Genomic DNA, 20,768 nt, shown 5'->3' with positions numbered 1-20,768 from the left:
CTTCCGCCATCCGGTCGTCCCGGAGCGCGGCGAGTCCGCCGGCATCGTCCCGGTCCGCGCCCTCAGCCGCTGCCGGGTGTCCCAGCGGCAGCGGGTCCGGCATCTGCCCGCCGAGCGGGCCCGAGCAGGCGAAACGGGCCGGACCCCCCTTGATCGGGGAGTCCGGCCCGTTGCTCCGGCAAGCGGTCCAGTGCTGGTGGACTCAGCCGCGCAGGGCCTGGACCGCGACCTCCAGCCGCTTGCCGAAGTCGGCGTCGGCCTGACGGAAGTTGTTGATCGCGCGCTCGGCGATGTCCTCGCGCGAGACCTTGGAGATGGAGCCGGCCAGGTTGTTGATCAGGCGCTCCTTCTCCTCCTCGGTCATCAGGCGGTACAGGTTGCCGGCCTGGACGAAGTCGTTGTCCTCGGCATGGACCGGAGCCTGGTGGTTACCCGTCACACCGGTGAGGGAGACCGACTGCCACAGCGGACGGTCCGTCTGGAACGGGCCGCCGAAGCTGTTCGGCTCGTAGTTCTTCGCACCGCCGTGGCGGCCGTCGTACATGAAGCCGTCGCGGCCGTGGGTGCGCGCCTCGGTGGCGTGCGGACGGTTCACCGGCAGGTGGTCGGCGTTGATGCCGACGCGGTAGCGGTGGGCGTCGCCGTAGGCGAAGAGGCGGCCCTGGAGCATCTTGTCCGGGGACGGGCCGATGCCGGGCACGAAGTGCGCCGGGGAGAAGATCGACTGCTCGACCTCGGCGAAGATGTTCTGCGGGTTGCGGTTGAGCTCCAGCTTGCCGATCTCCACCAGCGGGTAGTCGCCGTGCGGCCACACCTTGGTCAGGTCGAACGGGTTGAAGCGGTAGGTCGCCGCCTCGGCCGCGGGCATGATCTGGACGTAGACGGTCCAGGACGGGTACTCGCCGCGCTCGATCGCCTCACGCAGGTCGCGCTGGTGCGAGTCGGGGTCCTTGCCCGCCAGGACGTCGGCCTCCTCCTGGGTGAGGCACTTGATCCCCTGGTCGGTCTTGAAGTGGTACTTGACCCAGAAGACCTCGCCGGCCTCGTTGTTCCACTGGAAGGTGTGCGAGCCGAAGCCGTCCATGTGGCGGTACGAGGCGGGGATGCCGCGGTCGCCGAACAGCCAGGTCACCTGGTGCGTCGACTCGGGCGACAGGCTCCAGAAGTCCCAGACGTTGTCCGCCTCCTGCGAACCGGTGTACGGGTCGCGCTTCTGGGTGTGGATGAAGTCGGGGAACTTGATGGCGTCCTTGATGAAGAACACCGGGGTGTTGTTGCCGACGAGGTCGTAGTTGCCCTCCTCGGTGTAGAACTTCACCGCGAAACCGCGCGGGTCGCGCACGGCGTCCGCCGCGCCCAGGTTGCCTGCCACGGTCGAGAAGCGGAGGAAGACCTCCGTCTCCTTGCCGACCTCGGAGAGGAACTTGGCCCGGGTGTACTTGGTGACGTCCGCGGTCACCCTGAAGGTGCCGTAGGCGCCGGCGCCACGGGCGTGCACGACACGCTCCGGGATGCGCTCACGGTTGAAGTGGGCCAGCTTCTCCAGCAGGAGCTGGTCCTGGACGAGCACCGGGCCGCCGACGCCCGCGGTCTCGCTGTTCTGATTGTCGGCTACCGGAGCACCGGCCTCCGTGGTAAGCGGTCCCTGAGTCACGTGGGCCTCCTGCGCCATCACTTGCGTTCCTCTCCCTTGGCCAAAGCCGATCCCGATCCTACAATGGACAATGTCTAAGTCAAGTAAAGCTCCAAAATCACACCCGTTCGGGACCTGGTCCCCCTGCTGTTAGGCTGGTCTGTATGAGTGACCTTCTGGAGCGGCTGCGCGGACGCGGATGGCGGATGACCGCGCAGCGGCGTGTGGTCGCCGAGGTCCTCGACGGCGAGCACGTCCACCTGACGGCCGACGAGGTCCACGCGCGGGCCGTCGCCAAACTGCCCGAGATCTCCCGGGCGACCGTCTACAACACACTGGGCGAACTGGTCTCGCTCGGCGAGGTGATCGAGGTCACCACCGACAAGCGCGCCAAGCGGTACGACCCGAACGCCCACCGGCCGCACCACCACCTGGTCTGCGCCCAGTGCGGCGCGATCCGGGACGTGCACCCGAGGGGCAACCCGCTGGCCGACCTCCCCGACTCGGAGCGCTTCGGCTTCACGGTCTCGGACGTCGAGGTGACGTACCGCGGCCTGTGCCCGACCTGCATGTCGGCGTAAGCGGACCTACGACGAAGCCCCGGTGCCCGACGGCACCGGGGCTTCGTCATACGTCCGCGGTCCGCTCACGCGGCCGGAGGCGCCGGATGCGCCGGATACACCGAGGGCCGGAACCCTTCCGGGTTCCGGCCCTCGGCCTTCAGTAGCGGGGACAGGATTTGAACCTGCGACCTCTGGGTTATGAGCCCAGCGAGCTACCGAGCTGCTCCACCCCGCGTCGGTGAATGCAACGTTACGTCAAGGACTCCGGCAGAAGCAAATCGCCTGCCGGGCGCCGGAACCGCCGGGTCCGGCCCGGGTCGCGCGCCCGGCGCCGGAGCCGCGCCTCCGACGGGCCGCGCGCCCCGGCCACGTCCCGGCCGTCCGGCTCCGGGGCCACGGTGCCGGCGGACCGCTCCCGTGGCCGCGGTCCCCGGCTCCGCGCTCACGCCGTCAGCTCCTGGCGCAGGGCGTCGCGCAGCCGGGCCGCCCGCTCCGCGACCTCCGCCGGCCCCAGGGACACCGCCCGGTCGGCCCACCCCTGCCCCTCCGCCAGCTCGCCCCGACGCGCGTAGAACAGGGCCAGCCGCAGCGCCGCCCGCCCGTGACCGGCGTTCGCCGCGCGGGTCCACCACGCGGCGGCCTCCGGCTCGCTGCCCTCCCGGGCCAGCAGCAGCCCGAGGTTGAACGCGCCGTTGCGGGACCCGGCCTCGGCCGCCTCCCGGTACCACCGCGCGGCCCCGACCACGTCACCCCGCGCGGCGGCCAGCATCCCCACCCGCACCTGTGCCCGCCGGTGCCCCTGGGAGGCCGCCCGCTCGTACCACTCCTCGCACTCGGTCCGCGCGTGCACGGACTCCCCCAGCTCGTGCGCGGGCTCCGGCGGCCGGCGCGCGTCCAGCACGGTCGCCAGCCGGTACGCGGCCTCGGCGCTGCCGCCTCCGGCCGCGCACCGCAGATACCGCTCGGCCTCCTGCTCGTCCCCCTCCCTCAGCCGCGCGATCCCGACCTGCAGCGCCGCCTCCGTGTGCCCGGCGGCCGCGGCACGCTCGTACCAGCGCAGGGCGGCCTGCTCCTCGCCGCGGCCGGCGTAGAGGATGCCCAGGTTGAAGGCGGCGTCCACGCTCCCGGACTCCGCGGCCTTGGAGAACCACGGCTCGGCCCCGGTCTCGTCGCCGCTCCGGAGGAGCAGGATCGCCAGTGCGTTCGCCGCCTCCCGGTGCCCGGCGTAGGCCGCGCGCCGGTACCACTGCTCGGCCTGCGCGGTCCGCCCCTGCTCGGCACAGAGCAGCCCGAGGTTGTACGCGCCGTTGACGTCACCGGCGTCCATCGCGGCCCGGTACCACCGCTCGGCGGTCTGCGTCTGCCCGCGCTCGGCGTGCAGCGCGCCCAGCGCGTTGGCGGCGTTGCCGTCCCCGTCCTGCGCGGCCCGCAGCCACCACACGGCGGCGCTCTCGGTGTCGCCGGCGTCCCGCAGCAGGAACCCGAGCGCTCGGGCGGCCCGCGCCTCCCCGTCCTTGGCGGACGTCAGGTACCAGCGCCCGGCCTCCTTCAGTTCGCCCCGCTTCTCCAGGATCGTCCCGAGGTGCAGCGCGGCCCGCCGGTGTCCGCGCGCGGCGGCCTGCCGGTACCACTGCTCGGCCTCGGCCATGAGCCGCGATCCGGCTTCCCTGTCGCCGCCGGACTCCCGCGCGGCCCGCCGGTCCAGCGCCCGCGCCAGCCGGTACGCGGCCTCCCGGTGCCCCCGCTCCGCCGCGGCCCGCAGCCACCGCTCGGCGCCGTCGTCGCCGCGGTGCTCCAGGAGGTCGGCGAGCGCGTACGCGCCGAGGACGTGCCCCTGTTCGGCGGACTGGCGCAGCCAGTACTCGGCGGCCGGCTCGTCGCCGCGTTCGCGGTGGTACCGGCCCAGCGCGTGCGCGGCCGCGGCCGATCCGGCGACGGCGGCGATCCGCCACCACCCGGCGGCCTCCTCGGCGTACCCCCGCTGGTGCAGCAGGACTCCCAGGTTGTTGGCGGCGGCACGGTCCCCCGCGGCGGTGGCGGCGCGCAGATGGGGTTCGGCTCCGTCGAGATCACCACGGCGCAGCAGCATGGCCCCGAGCACACTCATCGCCTCGACGTCGCCGGCCTCGGCGGCGAGCCGCCGGCGTACCTCTTCCGCGATCTCGGCGGCCTCTTCGACCTCGTCCCCGGTCTCCCCCCGACCGGACGGCTGCGCAAATCGCCCTGTCTCGAACAGAGTTGCCTTGTCCCCCATAACGTCCATCGTCGCACCACCTGCAACCTGGGTACACCCGGTATACCGCAGCCCGTGAGGTCACTTCAGCGTTTTGTCGACATGCCCACAGAGAGACAAGTCAAACACAGATCGCCCAACTCCCCTCACCGGCGCGGCCGTCACGGGCACCGGCACATGCGTTCGCACAACACGAAGGCCCGGGTCCCTTCCGGGACCCGGGCCTTCGTCGACGCCGCCTGTCAAGGCGGCGACTTCAGTAGCGGGGACAGGATTTGAACCTGCGACCTCTGGGTTATGAGCCCAGCGAGCTACCGAGCTGCTCCACCCCGCGCCGTTGTGTCACCTACCGTATCACGGCGCGGGGCGGGCCTTGACCGGCCTGCGTCCTAGCTGCTCGCTCCGGGGCTTCCGCCCCCGCCGTCCTGGGTCCGGTCGGCCCGGGACTGCGCCTCCTCGGCCCGCCGCAGGGCCTCCTCCAGATCCTGCTGGGCCCTGCCGTACGCCTCCCAGTCGCTCTCCCTGAGGGCTTCCTGGCCGGCCTCGAAGGCCTCCTGGGCGTCGTCCAGCGCCTCCTGGACCGTCGGGTTGTCGGACGTCGGCGGTGGCGGCGTCGTGGTGTCGCCCTCGTCCGGCGGCTCGGTGGCCGGGCCCTCCGCCCCGAAGACCTTGTCGAGCGCCTCGTCGAGGGTGTTCTCGAAGGCGGTGGCGCCTCCGTAGGTGACCAACACCTTCCGCAGCAGGGGGTACTTCAGTCCGCCACCGCGTACGTAGACCGGCTCCACGTACAGCAGTCCGCCGTCCAGCGGCACCGCCAGCAGGTTGCCGTACTCGACGTTGGAGTCGCCACGGGTCAGCAGGTTGATCGTCTCGGCGATGTCCTGCTCGGAGTTGAACTGGCTCTGCACCTGCTTGGGCCCGTTGACGGTGGTGTTCGTCGGCAGTTTCAGGATCCTGATCGTGCCGTACCCTTCGGTGCCCGCCTCGGCGTCGACCGCCATGAAGGCGCTGAGGTTGTCCCGGCCGTTCGGCGTGAACGTCGTCGTCAGCGAGAAGACCTGGGACTGCTGGTCGGGCATCCTCATGCTCAGGTAGTACGGCGGCACCGCGTCGCCCGTCTTGTTGGTCGGGTCGTCCGGCACCTGCCACACCTCGCTGCCGCTGAGGAACGTGGTCGCGTCCTCCACGTGGTAGCGGGTGAGCAGCTCCCGCTGGACCTTGAACAGGTCCTGCGGGTAGCGCAGGTGGGCCATCAGGGAGTCGGAGATCTCGGCCTTCGGCTCCACCGTGCCCGGGAACGCCTTCATCCAGGTCTTCAGGACCGGGTCCCGGGTGTCCCACTGGTAGAGCTCGACCTCGCCGGTGTACGCGTCGACGGTCGCCTTCACCGAGTTGCGGATGTAGTTGACCTGGTTCTGCTGGGCCACCACCGCGCGGTTGTCGTTGGTCGCGGTCAGCGAGTCGGCCGTGGTGTCGCCGAGGGTCGTACGGGAGGAGTACGGGTATCCGTTGGTCGTCGTGTACGCGTCGACGATCCACTGGATGCGGCCGTCCACCACCGCGGGATAGGCGTCGCCGTCGATGGTCAGCCACGGGGCGACCGCCTCGACGCGCTCCTTCGGCGTGCGGTTGTACAGGACCCGCGAACCGTCGCCGATCGCACCGGAGTACAGGATCTGCGGCTCGTTGAACGCCAGTGCGTACGCGGCCCGGTTGACCGGGTTGGAGAGGTCGACCCCGCTCTTGCCCCGGTAGCTGGTGGTCTTCTCGCCCTTGTCGTCGGAGTAGTCGATCTCCTTCTGGGGGCCGCCGACGATCGAGTACGTGGTGGTCTTCTCGCCGTAGTAGATCCGCTGCTCGTACGTCGGCAGGTCGCCCTTGGAGGGCAGGTCGGACTCCGTGAAGACCGGGCGGCCCTGGGAGTCGGCGCTGGTGCCCTCGGCGGCGACGACCCCGTATCCGTGGGTGTAACGGAAGTGGTCGTTGATCCAGTTGTTCTTCGGGATGCCGTTGAGGTTCAGCTCGCGCAGACCGATGACCGTGTCCTGGTCCTTGCCGTCCTTGGAGTAGCGGTCGACGTCCAGGTTGGTCGGGAACGCGTAGTAGTTCCTGATCTGCTGGAGCTGCTGGAACGTCGGCGAGACGATGTTCGGGTCCATGATCCGGATGCTCGCCGTGGCCTCGACGTCGTCCCGCAGCGCGGCCTTGTCCGCCGTCCTGCCCGTGCCCGGGTAGTCGGTGACCTTGGCGTCGTCGATGCCGTACGCCTCGCGGGTCGCCTTGAGGTTCTTCTGGACGTACGGCGCTTCCTTGGCCTGCTCGTTGGGCTGCACCTGGAACTTCTGCACGATCGCCGGGTACAGGCCGCCGATCAGGATCGCGGAGAGCACCATCAGGCCGAAGCCGATCACGGGCAGCTGCCAGGTGCGCCGCCACAGGGTGGCGAAGAACAGCAGCGCGCAGATGACCGCGATGCAGAACAGGATCGTCTTGGCCGGCAGGTAGGCGTTGGCGTCGACGTACCGCAGGCCGGTCCAGTTGTCGGTCGCCTTGAAGTCGCTGGACTTGACCGCGAGTCCGTACCGGTCGAGCCAGTACGCGACGGCCTTGAGCGCGACGAAGACGCCGATGAGCACCGACAGGTGCCCGGTGGCCGCGGCCGTGGCGCGCGCGCCGGGGCTGGTGACGCGCAGACCGCCGTACAGGTAGTGGGTGAGCGCGGCGGCGATCACGGAGAGGATGACGGCGGCGAAGCCGAAGCCCAGCAGGAACCGGTACCAGGGCAGGTCGAAGGCGTAGAAGGAGACGTCGAGCCGGAACTGCGGGTCCTTCTCGCCGAACGGCACGCCGTTGACCCACATCAGCCAGGTCCGCCACTGGCCGGAGGCCGAGGCCCCGGCGATCAGGCCGACCAGGGCGGTGATCCCGAGCAGCAGCCACTTCTTGTACGGGGCGATGCCCATCCGGTAGCGGTCGAGGTTCTGCTGCTCCATCGACATGGCGCTCAGCGGGGGCCGCAGCCGGTGCGCCAGCCAGACGTTGAGGCCGACGGCGAGGGCCATCAGCAGTCCGAAGACGAGGAAGAGCCCGATCTTCGTCCACAGCGTGGTGGTGAAGACGGACGAGTACCTCACCGACCGGTACCAGAGCCAGTCCGTCCAGAAGCCCGCGAACATGGTGAACGCCATGCCGAGGACGGCCAGGACGCCCAGCGTCATGAGCAGGGTCCGGACCCGCCGGGAGGGGCGGCCCACTCTCATCCGTGGCCCCGTCGGGCCTCCGCCGCGGTCCGGCATCTGGAAAGCCAAGGTGCGCACCTCGAAGTCGCTGTTGATCCGTCAGGCCCGCGTGTTCGCGGCCCCTCCGTGGTCCCCCCTGTCCGTGGGCCCACACCTATGCAACTTACTCACCGTTTACTCGGTTCCCGATTTCGGCCGGGAACGAGGCAGGATTGTGACCATGTCCAACACTCCCATGGCGGCGAGCCCGCTGACCCGGGCCGTACTCGAGATCGACGAGTACGTCTCCGGCCTCGGCTGGGACCAGCCCGCCCGCCTCTTCGCCCTCGTAGACACCGCGCGGCTGCGGACCGAGCAGCCCTCGCTCGCGGACCGGCTCGGTCTTATGGGCGAGTCCGAGACCTCCGGTCTCACCCCGATCGAGCAGGACGAGATCCCGACGGACCGGCCGCTGGACGAGTTCCTGGGCACCATCGCCTGGCCCGACGCCGTGGCCGGCTGCGCGCTCACGGTGGAGCGGCTGATGCTGCCGCCGTCCGCGGAGGCCCAGGTCCCGCAGGACCTGGACGAGGCCGCGCTGGCCCGGTGGGTGGCGGACCACCCCGAGCGGCAGGAGGTCCGCATGACGGTCGCGGTGCTGCGCGAGGGCGCCCGCGAGTCGGCCCTCAGGCTGCGCGAGAAGGACTCCCCGACCGAGGTCCTCACGGGATCCGACCTGGTGCCGGGTCTGGCGGAGGCGCTGGCGGCGACGTTCGCCGAGTAGTCCGCGGGCCCCCGGGGTCCGAGGTGCTACCCGGCCGTGCACGCCGGCAGGTCGTCCGTCCTCCCGGAGCGGATGTCCTCGAGGGCGTCGAGGGCGTCGTCCATGGTGCTCACCTTGACGAGGGTGAGCCCCTCGGGGGTGTCCCTGGCGGCGGCCGCGCAGTTGTCGGCGGGCGTCAGGAAGAACCGGGCGCCCTTGCTGCGCGCGCCGACGGTCTTCATCTCGACGCCGCCGATCGGGCCGACCTCGCCCTCGTCGTCGATGGTCCCGGTGCCGGCCACGAATTTGCCGCCGGTCAGGCTGCCCGGGGTGAGCTTGTCGTAGATGCCGAGCGCGAACATCAGTCCGGCGCTCGGCCCGCCGACGTCGGCGAGCTCGATGTCGATGGTGAAGGGGAACGTGTGGTCGGTCCCCGCGGAGATCCCGACGACGGCGCGCCGCTCGCCGCCGTCGTCGGAGGCCGCGGTGGTGATCGTGACCTGCTCGGTCGCGGTGGCCGTCCGGTTCTCCTTCTCGGCGGCCGCCTGCTCCTTGGCGGGCACGATCGTGAAGACGACGTCCTCGCCGGGCTTGTGCCTGGTCACCAGCTCGGCGACGTCGGCGGGCCGCTTCACGGCCGTGCCGTCGACGGCCTTGATCACGTCACCGGCGTGCAGCTCGCCCTCCGCGGGGGATCCCTTGACGACCGTGGAGACGATCACCCATGACTTCACCGGGATGCCGAGCTGCCTCAGGGCGGCGACCTTGGCGCTCTCCTGGGACTGGCTGAACTCCTCGGCGTTCTCCTGGGTGGACTCCTCCTCGGTCTTGCCGTCGGGGTAGAGCGTGTCGTGCGGCACGACCTTGTTGTCGTGGGCGAGCCAGCCGTAGACGGCCTCGACGAGGTTCATCCGGTAGTCGGCGCTGGTGACCCGCACCGTGGTCATGTTCAGGTGCCCGCTGGTGGCGTACGTCTTGCGCCCGGAGATGCGCAGCACCGGCTCGCCGTCGTGCTCGCCGAGGGTGTTCACCGTCGGCCCCGGGGACATCTCCGCGTACGGCACGGGGATGAACACTCCCGCGCACAGGAGCGCGATCAGCATCAGGGTGGAGGCGAGCATCGTCGCAGTGCGGCGTGGCATGCCTCGACAGTACGGGACGCTCCTGTCAGCACACCGTCAGGGCCGCCCGTCCGGGGCGGCCCTGCTGTCTCCAGCGTCTGTGACCTGCTGTTTCCCGGTCGTCAACTGCCCGAGCGGCTCTTCTCCATGGCTTCCCGGAAACGGGCGTAACCGATCAGTTCGGGACCGTCGCTCCGCGCCCTGCGGGTCCGATTGGCCCAACTGCCCCACAGGGCCGCGCCGATCGCGGCCACCAGCGGAATCAGCAACCAGGCGAGCGCCGCCATGCCGACCTCCCAACCCCAATGAGCGTCCGCAACCGACTGATCAGCAGATTAACCATCCGCAGTGACAACGCTCACGTCAGGGGTGCGGTTACGCAACCGGAGGACCGGCGGAAGAGTTGAGCACCGATCGGGCGGGGCGCTCGGGGTGCCGGGTGCCGGAGGTCAGCAGGCGCCGACCCACTCCTCGGTTCCGTCGGAGAACTTCTGGTGCTTCCAGATGGGCACCTCGTGCTTGAGGTCGTCGATCAGCTTCCGGCAGGCCTCGAAGGCCTCTCCCCGGTGCGGGCACGACACGCCGACCACGACGGCGAGGTCCCCCACCGCGAGGTCTCCCACCCGGTGGACGGCCGCCAGGGCCCGCACGGGGTACTCCGCGACGACCTTCTCGGCGACGCGCCGCATCTCGGCCTCGGCGCTGGGGTGGCAGGAGTACGCCAGCGCGGCCACGTCGGCGCCCCCGTCGTGGTTCCGCACCGTCCCGACGAACAGCGCGGTCCCGCCGGCCGCGTCGTCCCCGACGGCCCGGAGGACCTCGTCCACCGAGAGCGCGGTGTCGCGGACGGCGATCAGCTTGACGGGGTCCCGCGCGGCCTGCTCACCGGGGTGATCGTTCGTGGATGCCATGCCCCCATCGTGCCGCACGCCGGCGACCCGGGGAATCCCACAGGGGGCGGGCACGCGCGGACCGGCGGGCTTCCCCGGGATGTTCCGGGAACCTGCGCGGGGCCCTTCAAGGCTCTCAGGAGCGCCCGGGGGCTCCGCGGCGAGGAGCGCGGGCTCTCGCCGGGCGTCCGGGGACGGCGGGCGGGACCCTCAGATCCGCCGCCGGGCCTTGCGGGCGCGCCGTACCACCGCGGCCGCGCCGAGCAGTGCCACCGTGGCCCCCGCGGCCCCGGCCGCCGTCGCGTCCTTCCGGCCCAGCCGCCGGCCGGCCACCGTGCGCCGCCCGGAGACCTCCTCCAGGAGCTCGGCCAGCACCTCCTCGTTGGTGTACTTCGGCCGCCACCCCGCCTCGTGCAGCCGGCTCCCGCTCACCACCCAGGGGTACATCGTGTACGCCAGGTCCCCGGCCGGCGAGGGCGTGAGCCCGATCCGGTGCAGCCGGGTCGCCGCCCCGAGCGCGACCGCCGACGGCAGCTCCATCCGCCGGATCCCGCTCAGCTCCTCGATCTCCTCCTGCTCCAGCCATCCGTCGCACCCCACCGCCAGCTCGCCGTCCACCTTCTCCAGGACGGCGTACTCCAGCGCACTGCACAGGTCCTCGACGTGGCAGAACTGCCAGGCGGGCCGCGACCCGGCGACGACCAGCAGCCGAGGCGACTCGAAGTACCTGGTCAGCGCGGTGTCCGTGCCCCCGACCAGCACGGCCGGCCGGACGACGGTCACATTGAGTCCCGGATGCGCCCGCGGCGCCCTGCGCGCCAGCCGCTCGATCTCCAGCAGGTCCCCGACCCCGGTCGCCTCCGCCGTCGCCCGCAGTTCGGCGTCCTCCGACAGCGGCAGCTCGTTGTCCGGCAGCGCCCCGTAGACCATCGCCGAGGTGCACAGCACCACCCGGTGCACCCCGGCCGCCGCGGCGGCGGTCAGCACGGTCTGCGTCCCCCGTACGTTGTAGGCCGTCCGGGCGGCGGCGTCGCTCTCCAGGTCGAGGTCGAGCGCCAGGTGCACCACCACGTCCACCCCGCGCAGCTTGTCGGCGATGGCCGGATCCCGCACGTCCAGGATGTGCCACCGGGCGGACGCGCACGCGCCGCGCCGCTCGTCGATGGCGACGACCTGCCCGACCTCGGCCGAGGCGGCGAGCCGCTCGGTGAGCAGCGCGCCCACCCCGGAGGCGGCGCCGGTGACCGCGACGACGGGCCCGCGCGCCGCGGCCGTCCCGCCGGCGCGGAGCGGCGCCGTCGAAGGGCGGTGGTCGGGCGACGGGTGGGCTGACTGGTTTCGCGCTGCGCGAACCTGCGGATCTGGGGAACTCACCGGGCGTCTCCAGCGGTTGTCTTCAGTACGGGCGCGAGTGACGCGTACGTACCAGGTGGCATCCATCCTGCCGCAGGCCGTCAGTCGGCGAAGCACCGAGGCTCGAACGGCTTCGGGTGTCTACGCTGGGTGGTGTTGTCGGGCAGCCCGTGCCGCCGGAGAGAACCGGCGGCCCTACCAGCCGAGGAACCCCGTGAGTGACACCCCATTCGGATTCGGCCTTCCGCCGGAGGAGCCGGACGACGGCGACGAGGGCAAGAAGAAGGACCAGCAGGGCGGTGGTGGTCAGGGACCGGCCGACCCGTTCGGTTTCGGGCTGTCCGGAGCCGGAGGCACGGGGGGCGGGCCGGACAACCCGTTCGCCGCCATGTTCGGTTCGCTGAACCCCACCGACCTGGGCGCCGCCTTCCAGCAGCTGGGCCAGATGCTCTCCTACGAGGGCGGCCCGGTGAACTGGGACATGGCCAAGCAGATCGCCCGCCAGACGGTCTCCCAGGGCGCCCCCGGCGGCGCCAAGGACGCCAGCGTCGGCCCCGCCGAGCGCAACGCCGTCCAGGAGGCCGTCCGCCTGGCCGACCTGTGGCTGGACGACGTGACCGCCCTGCCCTCCGGCGCCGCCTCCGCGGTGGCCTGGAGCCGCGCGGAGTGGGTCGAGGCGACCCTGCCCGCGTGGCGGGAGCTCGTCGACCCGGTCGCCGAGCGCGTGGGCACGGCCATGGGGGACGTCCTGCCGGAGGAGATGCAGGCCATGGCCGGCCCGCTGATCGGCATGATGCGCTCGATGGGCGGCGCCATGTTCGGCACGCAGATCGGACAGGCCGTCGGCGTGCTCGCCGGCGAGGTCGTCGGATCGTCCGACATCGGCCTCCCGCTCGGCCCGGCCGGCCGGGCCGCGCTGCTGCCGGTGAACATCGAGACGTTCGGCAAGGACCTGGGCGTGCCGAAGGAGGAGGTGCGGCTGTACCTCGCCCTGCGCGAGGCCGCCCACCAGCGCCTCTTCGCGCACGTGCCGTGGCTGCGCTCGCACCTGTTCGGCGCGGTCGACGGCTACGCGCGCGGGATCAAGGTCGACACCGCCAAGCTGGAGGACGTGGTCGGCCAGTTCGACCCGCAGAACCCCGAGCAGCTGCAGGAAGCCCTCCAGCAGGGCATGTTCCAGCCGGAGGACACCCCGGAGCAGAAGGCGGCCCTGGCCCGTCTGGAGACGGCCCTGGCGCTCGTCGAGGGCTGGGTGGACGCGGTGGTGCACGCCGCGGCCAAGCCGCGCCTGTCGTCGGCGGACGCGCTGCGCGAGACGCTGCGCCGCCGCCGCGCCTCGGGCGGCCCGGCGGAGCAGACGTTCGCCACGCTGATCGGCCTGGAACTGCGCCCGCGCCGCCTGCGCGACGCCTCCCGCCTGTGGGCCTCGCTCACGGACGCGCGCGGTGTCGATGGCCGGGACGCCCTGTGGGCCCACCCGGACATGCTGCCGACCGCGACCGACCTGGACGACCCGGACGGCTTCGTGCACCGCGAGCAGATCGACTTCTCCGAGCTGGACAAGATGCTCGGCGAGGCGGCCGGCAAGCCCGACCTGAAGAAGAAGGACGACGCGGGCCGGGACGACGACCGCAAGGGCGACGACGCCGGGTGAGCCTGTACGACGACGCGGTCCTCGTGCTCAAGGGGTACGAGGACCAGCGGAAGCTGCGCCAGGCGTATCTGGACCACCTGGCGGCGCACCCGGACGGCATGTGGAAGTCCTGCTCCGCCGGTCACATCACGGCGAGTGCCCTGGTGATCGATCCCGAGGGCGGCCGGGTCCTGCTCACCCTGCACCGGAAGCTGCGGATGTGGCTGCAGATGGGCGGCCACTGCGAGCCCGGGGACTCCTCCCTGGCGGCGGCGGCGCTGCGGGAGGCCACGGAGGAGTCGGGCATCGCGGGGCTGACGCCGCTGCCGGGCGGCCCGGTGCGGCTGGACCGGCATCCGATCCCGCCGCCCTGCCACTGCCACTACGACGTGCAGTACGCGGTCCTGGCCCCGCCGGCCGCCGTGCACGCGATCAGCGACGAGTCGCTCGACCTGCGCTGGTTCCCGTACGCCGAGGTGGCGGACGTGGCCGACGACTCGGTCGTGCGCCTGCTGGAGGCGACGCGCGCGCGGCTGTGAGCCGTCGCCGCGCACCGGACGCGCGCGGGGCGGCCGTCGAGGCGGCCGCCCCTCCCGTCCGCTCCCCGGACGGTCAGCTCCAGACGTTGCCCTGGTTCTGGCCGCGCGCGCCCTGCTGCCCCAGGCCGTACTGGGCGGCCGGGCCCGAGCCGATCCGGGCGTTCTGCGGCGGCAGCAGCTCGCTGGGCTGCACGAGTGCGAAACCGGTGCCCATGAAGCCGAGCTCCCAGCCCTCACCGGTGGTGCCGCGGCGCCGCCACACCCCGGAGGAGTGCGTCTGGGCCTGCATCTGCACCCGCAGGCCGGTGGACCAGGCGACGATCGCGTCGGCGTCGCAGTTGACGTACCGGTCGGGCGTCACCTGCAGCAGCAGCGGCGCGCCGGAGGTCGTCAGGGCGACCTTGCCGCGGCCGGTGATGTTGAGCTGGTACTTCCCCGAGCCGGAGATGCCGTAGAGGCTGTCGACGGCGACGACCTCGTGGTGCAGGGAGGAGTCCATCGCCAGCACGTAGCTGCTGTCGACGGTGAGGCCGTCCTGCTCGACCTCCACGACGTGCACGTGCTGCGCGAGGTTGGCGAGGTAGACCGTGCCCTGTCCGTGGCAGCGCATCAGGTCCAGGCCCTCGCCGGTGCGCGCCCGCGCGCGTGCCTGGTCGCGGCTCTGGTACTCGGCGTCGAACTCGACCATTCCCTGGTAGGCGACCATCGTGCCCTTGCGGGCGAGGACGTCGTCGTGGCCCTCCAGGGTGACGCGGAGCATCTGCTTGTTCTGCAGGCTCCAGCGCTGCTGGGTCTGCTGGTCGTGGTAGGCGAAAAGCGGGCTCTGCATGGTGTGGTTGCTCCCCCCTCAGCCCCGGACGCGGAGACGGTCGGTGCTGTCCTCGCTGGGCTGGACGACGACGATGCCCTGACCGGAGAAGGCCATCTGGTAGGCCTCGCCGCTGCCGCGGCCGATCAGCGACTGCGCCCGGAAACTGCGCTTGCCCTTCACTTTCAGGTTCGGGGACCAGGCGACGAGCGCGTCCGGGTCGACGTACGTCTCGTCCTCGCCGCCGCCGCAGTCGACGACGACGGGCTTGCCCCGGGAGGTCAGCGCGACCCAGCCCTGCCCGGAGATCCTGGTGTTCCACAGGCCCTGCCCGGCGAGCTTCGCCAGGCCCTTGACCCGCTCCACGCCCCAGGTGAGGTGGGCGTCGAAGGCGAGCAGGTTGGTGGCGTTGACGGAGATGCCGTCGCCGTTCAGGTTGATCACGACGACATCGGCGCCGTAGTCGGCGAGGTAGAGCAGACCGTCGCCGGAGCACTTCATCAGGGGCGCGCCCTCGCCGGTGATCCAGTCCCGGGCGACCTGGCGCACGGCCGGCGGGTTGGGCTCGTACTGGATGAAGCCCTCGTAGGCGACCATGGACCCCACGCGCGCGAGGAGGTCGTTCCCGGTCTGCATGGCCACCTTCAGCATGTGGTTGCCGTGGTTCTCCATGCGGGCGGTGACGGGTGCGGGGGCGAAGCCCGCGAGCGGCTGGTTCATGACGGGCTCCCTCTAGACCTCGTACGGCTGGACGACGATGAAGTTGCCGGGCGCGCCCCGGAACTGGAGGTTGACGCTCTCCCCGGTGTCGCCGGGGTGGGCGTTGCGGCGCATCCGCACCTGGCTGGAGACGACCACCTGGGCGGCGGCCGACCAGGCGACGACGGCGTTGCAGTCGGCGAACGTGGTGGGCGTGACGGGCAGGACGACGGGCGTGCCGTGGGTCTTGACGACGATCGTGCCGGTGCCCTGGAACTGCATCGTGAACAGCGCGCCGCCGGGGATGCCGTGCCCTTCGATGCGGCGGACCTCGTACGCCAGGCTCTCGTCGAAGGCGAGGACGTTCTCGGCGGAGACGCACACGGCGTCGCCCTGGAGCTCGACGGGGTGCAGCATGGCGGAGTCCTCGGCGAGGAACACCTGCCCCTTGCCCGAGCAGCGCATCAGCTGCATCTCCTGGCCGGTGGCGTTGCCCACGATCCGGCCGGCGAACCCGGCGCCCTTGTAGCCGAAGTCGACCTTGCCCTGGTAGAGGACCATGCTGCCCTGCCGGGCCAGCACGGGCTGGTCGCCGATGCCGAGGTCGACGCGGACGAGCTTGTTGTTCTGCTGCGTCCAGCGCTGCCCGGTGGGCGTCTCCCGGAACTGCTGCAGCGCGGCGGCCACGCCGGGACCCTGCGGCGCCGCGGCCTGGGGGGCTCCGTAGGGCGCCTGCGGGCCCGGAGCCTGGCCGAACGGCGGCTGCCGGCCGTAGCCGGGCGGCGGTGCGGGAGCGTGCGGGGCCTGGGGCTGGGCGTAGCCGGGCGGGGGCGGTGCGGGCCGGCCCGGGGCCGCGCCGTACGGGGCCTGCGGCCCGCCGTGGGGCGCGGCCGGCGCCGGGCCCGGGGGCGGGACGGTCCCGCCGGGCGGGGTGTGCAGGGGCGCGACGACGGTCGGCGCGACGTGCACCCCGGGTGCGGGGGCCGGGGGCGGGATCGCGCCCGGCGGGGGTACGGAGCCCGGTGCGGCGGGCCGGGGAGCGGCGGGGGCCGGAGCGGGGGCGGGCGCCGGGGTGCCGGGAACGCCGAACGCCGGCGGGGCTGCGGCCTCGGCGGGCGGGGCGAATCCCGGGACGGCGTCCGCCCGGGGCTGCTGCGGGGCGGGGGCCTCCTCCTCGGCGACCTCGCCGCCGAAGTTCTTCAGCAGCGCCTCCAGTCCGCCGTCGAACCCCTGGCCGACCGCGGCGAAGCGCCAGACGTCCTTGCGGTAGAAGTCGCCCAGCATCACGGCCCGCTCGGTGGAGAACTCCGAGCCGTCGAAGGGGTACCGGGCCACCTCCTCGCCGCCGGCGACGATACGCAGGTATCCGGGGGCGATCTGCGACATCTGCCCGGCGCCGTCGATCGTCGCCGTGAAGGACAGCCTGTGGATCTGCGGCGGGATCCTGTCCAGGGTGACCCGGAAGGACTCCGTGTCGCCCGCCTGGGGCCCCAGGAGCTGGACGGCCTCCTCGGGGGACTTCGGCTGGTTGTAGAACACGAAGTACCGGTCGTCCGAGAGCCGTTCGTCGGCGTCGAGGCCGAAGCAGCTGATGTCGAAGGTCAGACCGGGACCGGAGATCTGCACGCCTACGTACAGATCCGTGCCCGCGGTGAGGTCACTGATCCTGGCCTTGTGGCCGCGTTGGAATTCCCTGGCCATGCGTAACGACCGTCCCCCATCCCGAATGCGAGTGCGTCGCGCCAGGTTAACGGCAGAATCGGACACCGGCGGCAGTCGGTACAGACCCGGTACACAACCCTCGCTCAGCCGTATCGGCCGCTCCGCGGCCGGAGGGGGTCACTCACCCCGTGCGCCGGGCGCATGGGGCAGCCGGCCGGCGGCGGCCACGCCCTCCAGATAGCCACGGGCGCGTTCGGTGCGGGGGTACGCCTCCAGCAGCCGCCAGAAATCGGGCCCGTGCCCGGGCACGAGCAGATGCGCCAGTTCGTGCAGGAGGACGTAGTCGACGACGTACTCGGGCATGCCCTGCAGGCGGTGCGACAGGCGGATGCTGCCCTCGGCCGGGGTGCACGAGCCCCAGCGCGTGTTCTGGTTGGTGACCCAGCGGACGGAGGCGGGCCGGGCGCGCCCGCCGAGGTGCTGGGCCGACAGCCGCTCGGCGCGCTCGGCCAGCTCGGCGTCGCCGAGGATCCGCTTGCTCTCCTGGGCGGCCAGCTTGTCGAGCATGACGCCCACCCAGCGCTGCTCCTCCGCCTCGGACATCCGGGCGGGGATGAGCACGACCACGCGGTCGCCCTCGCGGTACGCGGAGACCGTCCTGCGTCGGCGGGCGCTCCTGCGGACCTCGACCACGCTCGCCTCCGGGCCGCTCGGCGGCGGGGTCGTCGGCTTGCGCTGTGGCGTTCCGGCGCGGTGCAGTGGGTCGGCGGACACGTCCCGACGTTACCCGCTGCACGCGGGGAAGTCCCGGCTCCGGGACGGTTCGGTGCCGTTCCCGTCCCCGCCGCGCTCGATTCGTACGACTAGTACCTGTCGCCTGTGGACAACTCTCGGCGCTCCGCCGCGCACCCGGGCATGCTGGCTTCCACCGGCGGAGCCGCGACCGGCCTCCGCCGGCACATGCGGGAAAAGGAACATTCCACGAGGGCTACGGGGGCCTGTCATGCATCCGATGGTGAAGCCCGCGCTGCGGCGCGGCTGGCGCGATCTCAACACCGTGCAGTTCGGGATGACGCCGGCGCACGCGATGACGCTCGGCCCGATGGACACGGCGACGGGCAGTTTCCTGGAGTTGCTCAACGGCACCCGCGGGCTGGCGCTCCTGCGCGAGGAGGGACGCCGCATGGACCTGCCCGACGGCCATGTGGACGCACTGGTGGAGCGGCTGGCGGAGTCGGGACTCCTCGACGACGCCAGGGGCGGCGGGCCCGCGGCCGACGCCCTGCGCGGGAAGAAGGACGTCCTCGACCGGCTGCGCCCCGATCTGGCCTCGCTGTCCCTGACCGCCTCCGAACCGGGTGACGCGATCAGCCGCCTGGCCGCCCGCCGCTCGCTGCGCGTGCAGGTCAGAGGTGCGGGCCGGGTGGGCGCGGTGCTGGCCTGCCTGCTGTCGGGCGCGGGGGTCGGCGAGGTCGACGTGCGCGACGGCGGCCGGGTCGAGCCGTGGGACCTCGCGCCGGGCGGACTGCCCGCGGAGGCCGTCGGCGACCGCCGGGACGAGGCGGCCCGCCGTGCCGTGCGCCGGGCGGCGCCGGACCGGCCGCCGCGCCGCGGCCCCACCGCCCCGCCCGACGACGGCCCGGGGTTCTCCCTGGTGGTTCTCGCCCCGCGGGACGACGTCGCCGTCCACGCGCCCTCCCCGTCCGCCGCCGACCCCCTCATGACCTCGGGCATGCCCCATCTGTACGCCGGTGTCGTGGAGGGCACGGGCATCGTCGGTCCCCTCGTCCTGCCCGGCGAGACGGGCTGCGCGGGCTGTCTGCACGAGGACCGCACCGACCGGGATCCGGCCTGGCCGCGTCTGGTCGCCCAGTGGCGCTCGGGGAAACCGCGGCAGGCACGGCCCTGCGATCTGACGCTGGCCACGGCCGTCGCCGGTCTCGCCGCCGCCCACGCGCTCGCCTTCTTGGACGGCCGGGCGCCGTCGAGTGCCGGTGCCCGCTGGGAGGTGTCGCTGCCCGGCCTCCACTGGCATGCGCGACCGGTCCCGGCTCACCCCGCATGTCCGTGCGGGGCCGCGGAGAAAGGTGAGGGAGAACACCTCGCCGAGGACGGGCAGCCCCGCGAGACAATGGCGGGGCAATGGCCGTCAGAGGCACGCCGTACGGCAGGGGCGGCGCGGCTGGCTGGGACCTGGAGGGCGCATGTCTGATCTTCCCCGGAAGGCGGTCACCCGTACCGCCAAGCTCGCCGCGCTCCCGCTCGGCTTCGCCGGCCGGGCGACCTGGGGGCTCGGCAAGCGGATCGTCGGCGAGTCCGCGGAGATCGTCGGCCGTGAACTGCAGCAGCGCACGGCCGAGCAGCTGTTCAAGGTGCTCGGCGAGCTCAAGGGCGGCGCGATGAAGTTCGGCCAGGCGCTGTCCGTCTTCGAGTCGGCGCTGCCCGAGGAGGTCGCCGGCCCCTACCGGGCCGCCCTGACGAAGCTTCAGGAGGCGGCGCCGCCGATGCCGACGCGCACCGTGCACGCCGTGCTCGGGGAGCGGCTCGGCGAGGACTGGCAGGACCTGTTCCTGGAGTTCGAGGACAAGCCGGCCGCCGCGGCCTCGATCGGCCAGGTGCACCGGGGGGTGTGGCACGACGGCCGCGAGGTCGCGGTCAAGGTGCAGTACCCGGGCGCGGGCGAGGCCCTCCTGTCGGACCTGAACCAGCTGAGCCGGTTCGCCCGTCTGCTGGGCCCGCTGGTTCCCGGCATGGACGTCAAGCCGCTGATCGCGGAGTTGAAGGACCGGGTCTCGGAGGAACTGGACTACGGCCTGGAGGCCCAGGCCCAGCGGATCCACGCCGAGGAGTTCGCGAACGACCCGGACGTCGTGGTGCCGGACGTGGTCCACCAGTGCGAGCAGGTGCTGATCACCGAGTGGATCGACGGCGTCCCGCTGTCGGAGATCATCGCGGACGGCACCCGGGAGCAGCGCGACCGGGCCGGCCAGCTCCTGGCCCGTTTCCTCTTCTCCGGCCCTGCCCGCACCGGTCTCCTGCACGCCGATCCGCATCCCGGCAACTTCCGCCTGCTGCCCGGCGGTCCGGGCGGCGAGGACGACTGGCGCCTGGGCGTGCTGGACTTCGGCACGGTCGACCGGCTCCCGGGCGGCCTGCCGGCGCCGATCGGCGAGTCCCTGCGCATGACCCTCGACGGCGAGGCGGGTGCCGTCTACGAACTCCTGTGCGCGGAGGGCTTCGTCAAGGAGTCCATAGACCTCGATCCGGACGCCGTCCTCGACTACCTCCTGCCGATCATCGAGCCGGCCCAGGTCGACGAGTTCACCTTCACCCGCGGCTGGATGCGCAGTCAGGCGGCCCGGATCGCCGATCCCCGTTCCCCCGCCCACCAGTTGGGCAAGCAGCTCAACCTGCCCCCGGCGTACCTGCTGATCCACCGGGTGACGCTGAGCACGATCGGTGTGCTCTGCCAACTGGGCGCGACGGTGCGGCTGCGTGAGGAGCTGGAGGAGTGGCTGCCCGGGTTCGTCCTCCGGGAGCCGCTGGAGGACGAGCCGGCGGCGGAGGCGTGAGCCCCGGTCACCGCCGGGCCGGGTCCAGCCGTCCCCGACGGTCCGAGGTCTCCCGGGAACAGCGGGCGCAGGAGCAGCGGC

The 20,768-nt window shown here is 72.3% G+C and carries 17 protein-coding genes and 2 tRNA genes; 6 read left to right on the top strand and 13 right to left on the bottom strand.

Going from position 1 to position 20,768, the window contains the following annotated elements; genetic code table 11:
- Window positions 1-202 precede the first annotated feature (202 nt).
- Entirely contained in the window at window positions 203-1,654 is a 1,452-nt protein-coding gene (locus tag ACIBAI_RS24645) for a catalase (RefSeq protein WP_399037459.1), read from the bottom strand.
- 143 nt (window positions 1,655-1,797) lie between these two features.
- On the opposite strand from ACIBAI_RS24645, the gene ACIBAI_RS24640 reads away from it, so the two are divergent.
- On the top strand, window positions 1,798-2,214 hold the full coding sequence (locus ACIBAI_RS24640; protein WP_399037457.1) for a Fur family transcriptional regulator: 417 nt from the start codon (window positions 1,798-1,800) through the stop codon (window positions 2,212-2,214).
- 143 nt (window positions 2,215-2,357) lie between these two features.
- Here ACIBAI_RS24640 and ACIBAI_RS24635 read toward each other — a convergent pair.
- From ACIBAI_RS24635 to ACIBAI_RS24620, 4 genes are all read right to left on the bottom strand, one after another.
- Window positions 2,358-2,431 (bottom strand) — tRNA-Met (locus ACIBAI_RS24635).
- Between the two features lie 207 nt (window positions 2,432-2,638).
- Window positions 2,639-4,459 (bottom strand): sel1 repeat family protein, encoded by a 1,821-nt coding sequence (locus ACIBAI_RS24630; protein ID WP_399037455.1) that lies wholly within the window; start codon window positions 4,457-4,459, stop codon window positions 2,639-2,641.
- 230 nt (window positions 4,460-4,689) lie between these two features.
- Window positions 4,690-4,763 (bottom strand) — tRNA-Met (locus ACIBAI_RS24625).
- Between the two features lie 55 nt (window positions 4,764-4,818).
- Window positions 4,819-7,725 carry a UPF0182 family protein gene (locus ACIBAI_RS24620; RefSeq protein WP_399037520.1) on the bottom strand — a complete coding sequence of 969 codons (2,907 nt, stop codon included), beginning with the start codon at window positions 7,723-7,725 and terminating at the stop codon, window positions 4,819-4,821.
- 163 nt (window positions 7,726-7,888) lie between these two features.
- Between ACIBAI_RS24620 and ACIBAI_RS24615 the strand changes: the two genes are divergently transcribed.
- Window positions 7,889-8,431 carry a PPA1309 family protein gene (locus ACIBAI_RS24615; RefSeq protein WP_399037453.1) on the top strand — a complete coding sequence of 181 codons (543 nt, stop codon included), beginning with the start codon at window positions 7,889-7,891 and terminating at the stop codon, window positions 8,429-8,431.
- 26 nt (window positions 8,432-8,457) lie between these two features.
- Here the strand turns inward: ACIBAI_RS24615 and ACIBAI_RS24610 are convergent, their stop codons facing one another.
- The 4 genes from ACIBAI_RS24610 to ACIBAI_RS24595 all read right to left on the bottom strand — a co-directional run bounded on the left by ACIBAI_RS24610 (window position 8,458) and on the right by ACIBAI_RS24595 (window position 11,795).
- Window positions 8,458-9,552 (bottom strand): PDZ domain-containing protein, encoded by a 1,095-nt coding sequence (locus tag ACIBAI_RS24610; protein ID WP_399037452.1) that lies wholly within the window; start codon window positions 9,550-9,552, stop codon window positions 8,458-8,460.
- A 101-nt stretch (window positions 9,553-9,653) separates the two neighbouring features.
- Complete coding sequence (locus ACIBAI_RS24605) at window positions 9,654-9,818, bottom strand: hypothetical protein (RefSeq protein WP_399037450.1); 165 nt, start codon at window positions 9,816-9,818, stop codon at window positions 9,654-9,656.
- Window positions 9,819-9,980: 162 nt separating this feature from the next.
- Complete coding sequence (locus tag ACIBAI_RS24600) at window positions 9,981-10,442, bottom strand: molybdenum cofactor biosynthesis protein MoaE (protein ID WP_399037449.1); 462 nt, start codon at window positions 10,440-10,442, stop codon at window positions 9,981-9,983.
- Between the two features lie 189 nt (window positions 10,443-10,631).
- A complete protein-coding gene (locus ACIBAI_RS24595) occupies window positions 10,632-11,795 on the bottom strand; it encodes an SDR family oxidoreductase (protein ID WP_399037447.1) in 1,164 nt (387 codons plus the stop codon).
- Between the two features lie 193 nt (window positions 11,796-11,988).
- Between ACIBAI_RS24595 and ACIBAI_RS24590 the strand changes: the two genes are divergently transcribed.
- Window positions 11,989-13,428, top strand: coding sequence for a zinc-dependent metalloprotease (locus ACIBAI_RS24590; RefSeq protein ID WP_399037445.1), 1,440 nt, complete (start codon window positions 11,989-11,991; stop codon window positions 13,426-13,428).
- A complete protein-coding gene (locus tag ACIBAI_RS24585) occupies window positions 13,425-13,946 on the top strand; it encodes an NUDIX hydrolase (protein ID WP_399037443.1) in 522 nt (173 codons plus the stop codon). The genes ACIBAI_RS24590 and ACIBAI_RS24585 overlap by 4 nt, the downstream gene beginning before the upstream one ends.
- 73 nt (window positions 13,947-14,019) lie before the next feature.
- On the opposite strand, the gene ACIBAI_RS24580 is transcribed toward ACIBAI_RS24585, so the two are convergent.
- The 4 genes from ACIBAI_RS24580 to ACIBAI_RS24565 all read right to left on the bottom strand — a co-directional run bounded on the left by ACIBAI_RS24580 (window position 14,020) and on the right by ACIBAI_RS24565 (window position 17,889).
- Entirely contained in the window at window positions 14,020-14,775 is a 756-nt protein-coding gene (locus tag ACIBAI_RS24580; RefSeq protein WP_399037441.1) for an AIM24 family protein, read from the bottom strand.
- 18 nt (window positions 14,776-14,793) lie between these two features.
- Window positions 14,794-15,474, bottom strand: coding sequence for an AIM24 family protein (locus ACIBAI_RS24575; RefSeq protein ID WP_399037439.1), 681 nt, complete (start codon window positions 15,472-15,474; stop codon window positions 14,794-14,796).
- Between the two features lie 12 nt (window positions 15,475-15,486).
- Window positions 15,487-17,154: a TerD family protein gene (locus ACIBAI_RS24570; protein ID WP_399037438.1), complete on the bottom strand. Its 1,668-nt coding sequence runs from the start codon at window positions 17,152-17,154 to the stop codon at window positions 15,487-15,489.
- A gap of 138 nt (window positions 17,155-17,292) precedes the next feature.
- Window positions 17,293-17,889, bottom strand: coding sequence for a M48 family metallopeptidase (locus tag ACIBAI_RS24565; RefSeq protein WP_399037435.1), 597 nt, complete (start codon window positions 17,887-17,889; stop codon window positions 17,293-17,295).
- A 229-nt stretch (window positions 17,890-18,118) separates the two neighbouring features.
- Between ACIBAI_RS24565 and ACIBAI_RS24560 the strand changes: the two genes are divergently transcribed.
- Complete coding sequence (locus ACIBAI_RS24560) at window positions 18,119-19,327, top strand: TOMM precursor leader peptide-binding protein (protein WP_399037433.1); 1,209 nt, start codon at window positions 18,119-18,121, stop codon at window positions 19,325-19,327.
- Window positions 19,320-20,687 carry an ABC1 kinase family protein gene (locus tag ACIBAI_RS24555; RefSeq protein ID WP_399037431.1) on the top strand — a complete coding sequence of 456 codons (1,368 nt, stop codon included), beginning with the start codon at window positions 19,320-19,322 and terminating at the stop codon, window positions 20,685-20,687. Before ACIBAI_RS24560 ends, ACIBAI_RS24555 begins: the two co-directional genes overlap by 8 nt.
- Window positions 20,688-20,768 lie beyond the last annotated feature (81 nt).

The organism is Streptomyces sp. NPDC051041 (assembly GCF_044456065.1).
Taxonomy (GTDB): Bacteria; Actinomycetota; Actinomycetes; order Streptomycetales; family Streptomycetaceae; genus Streptomyces; species Streptomyces glaucus.
Note: the sequence above shows the minus strand (reverse complement) of the source record. Positions and strands in the feature narration are given on the sequence as shown.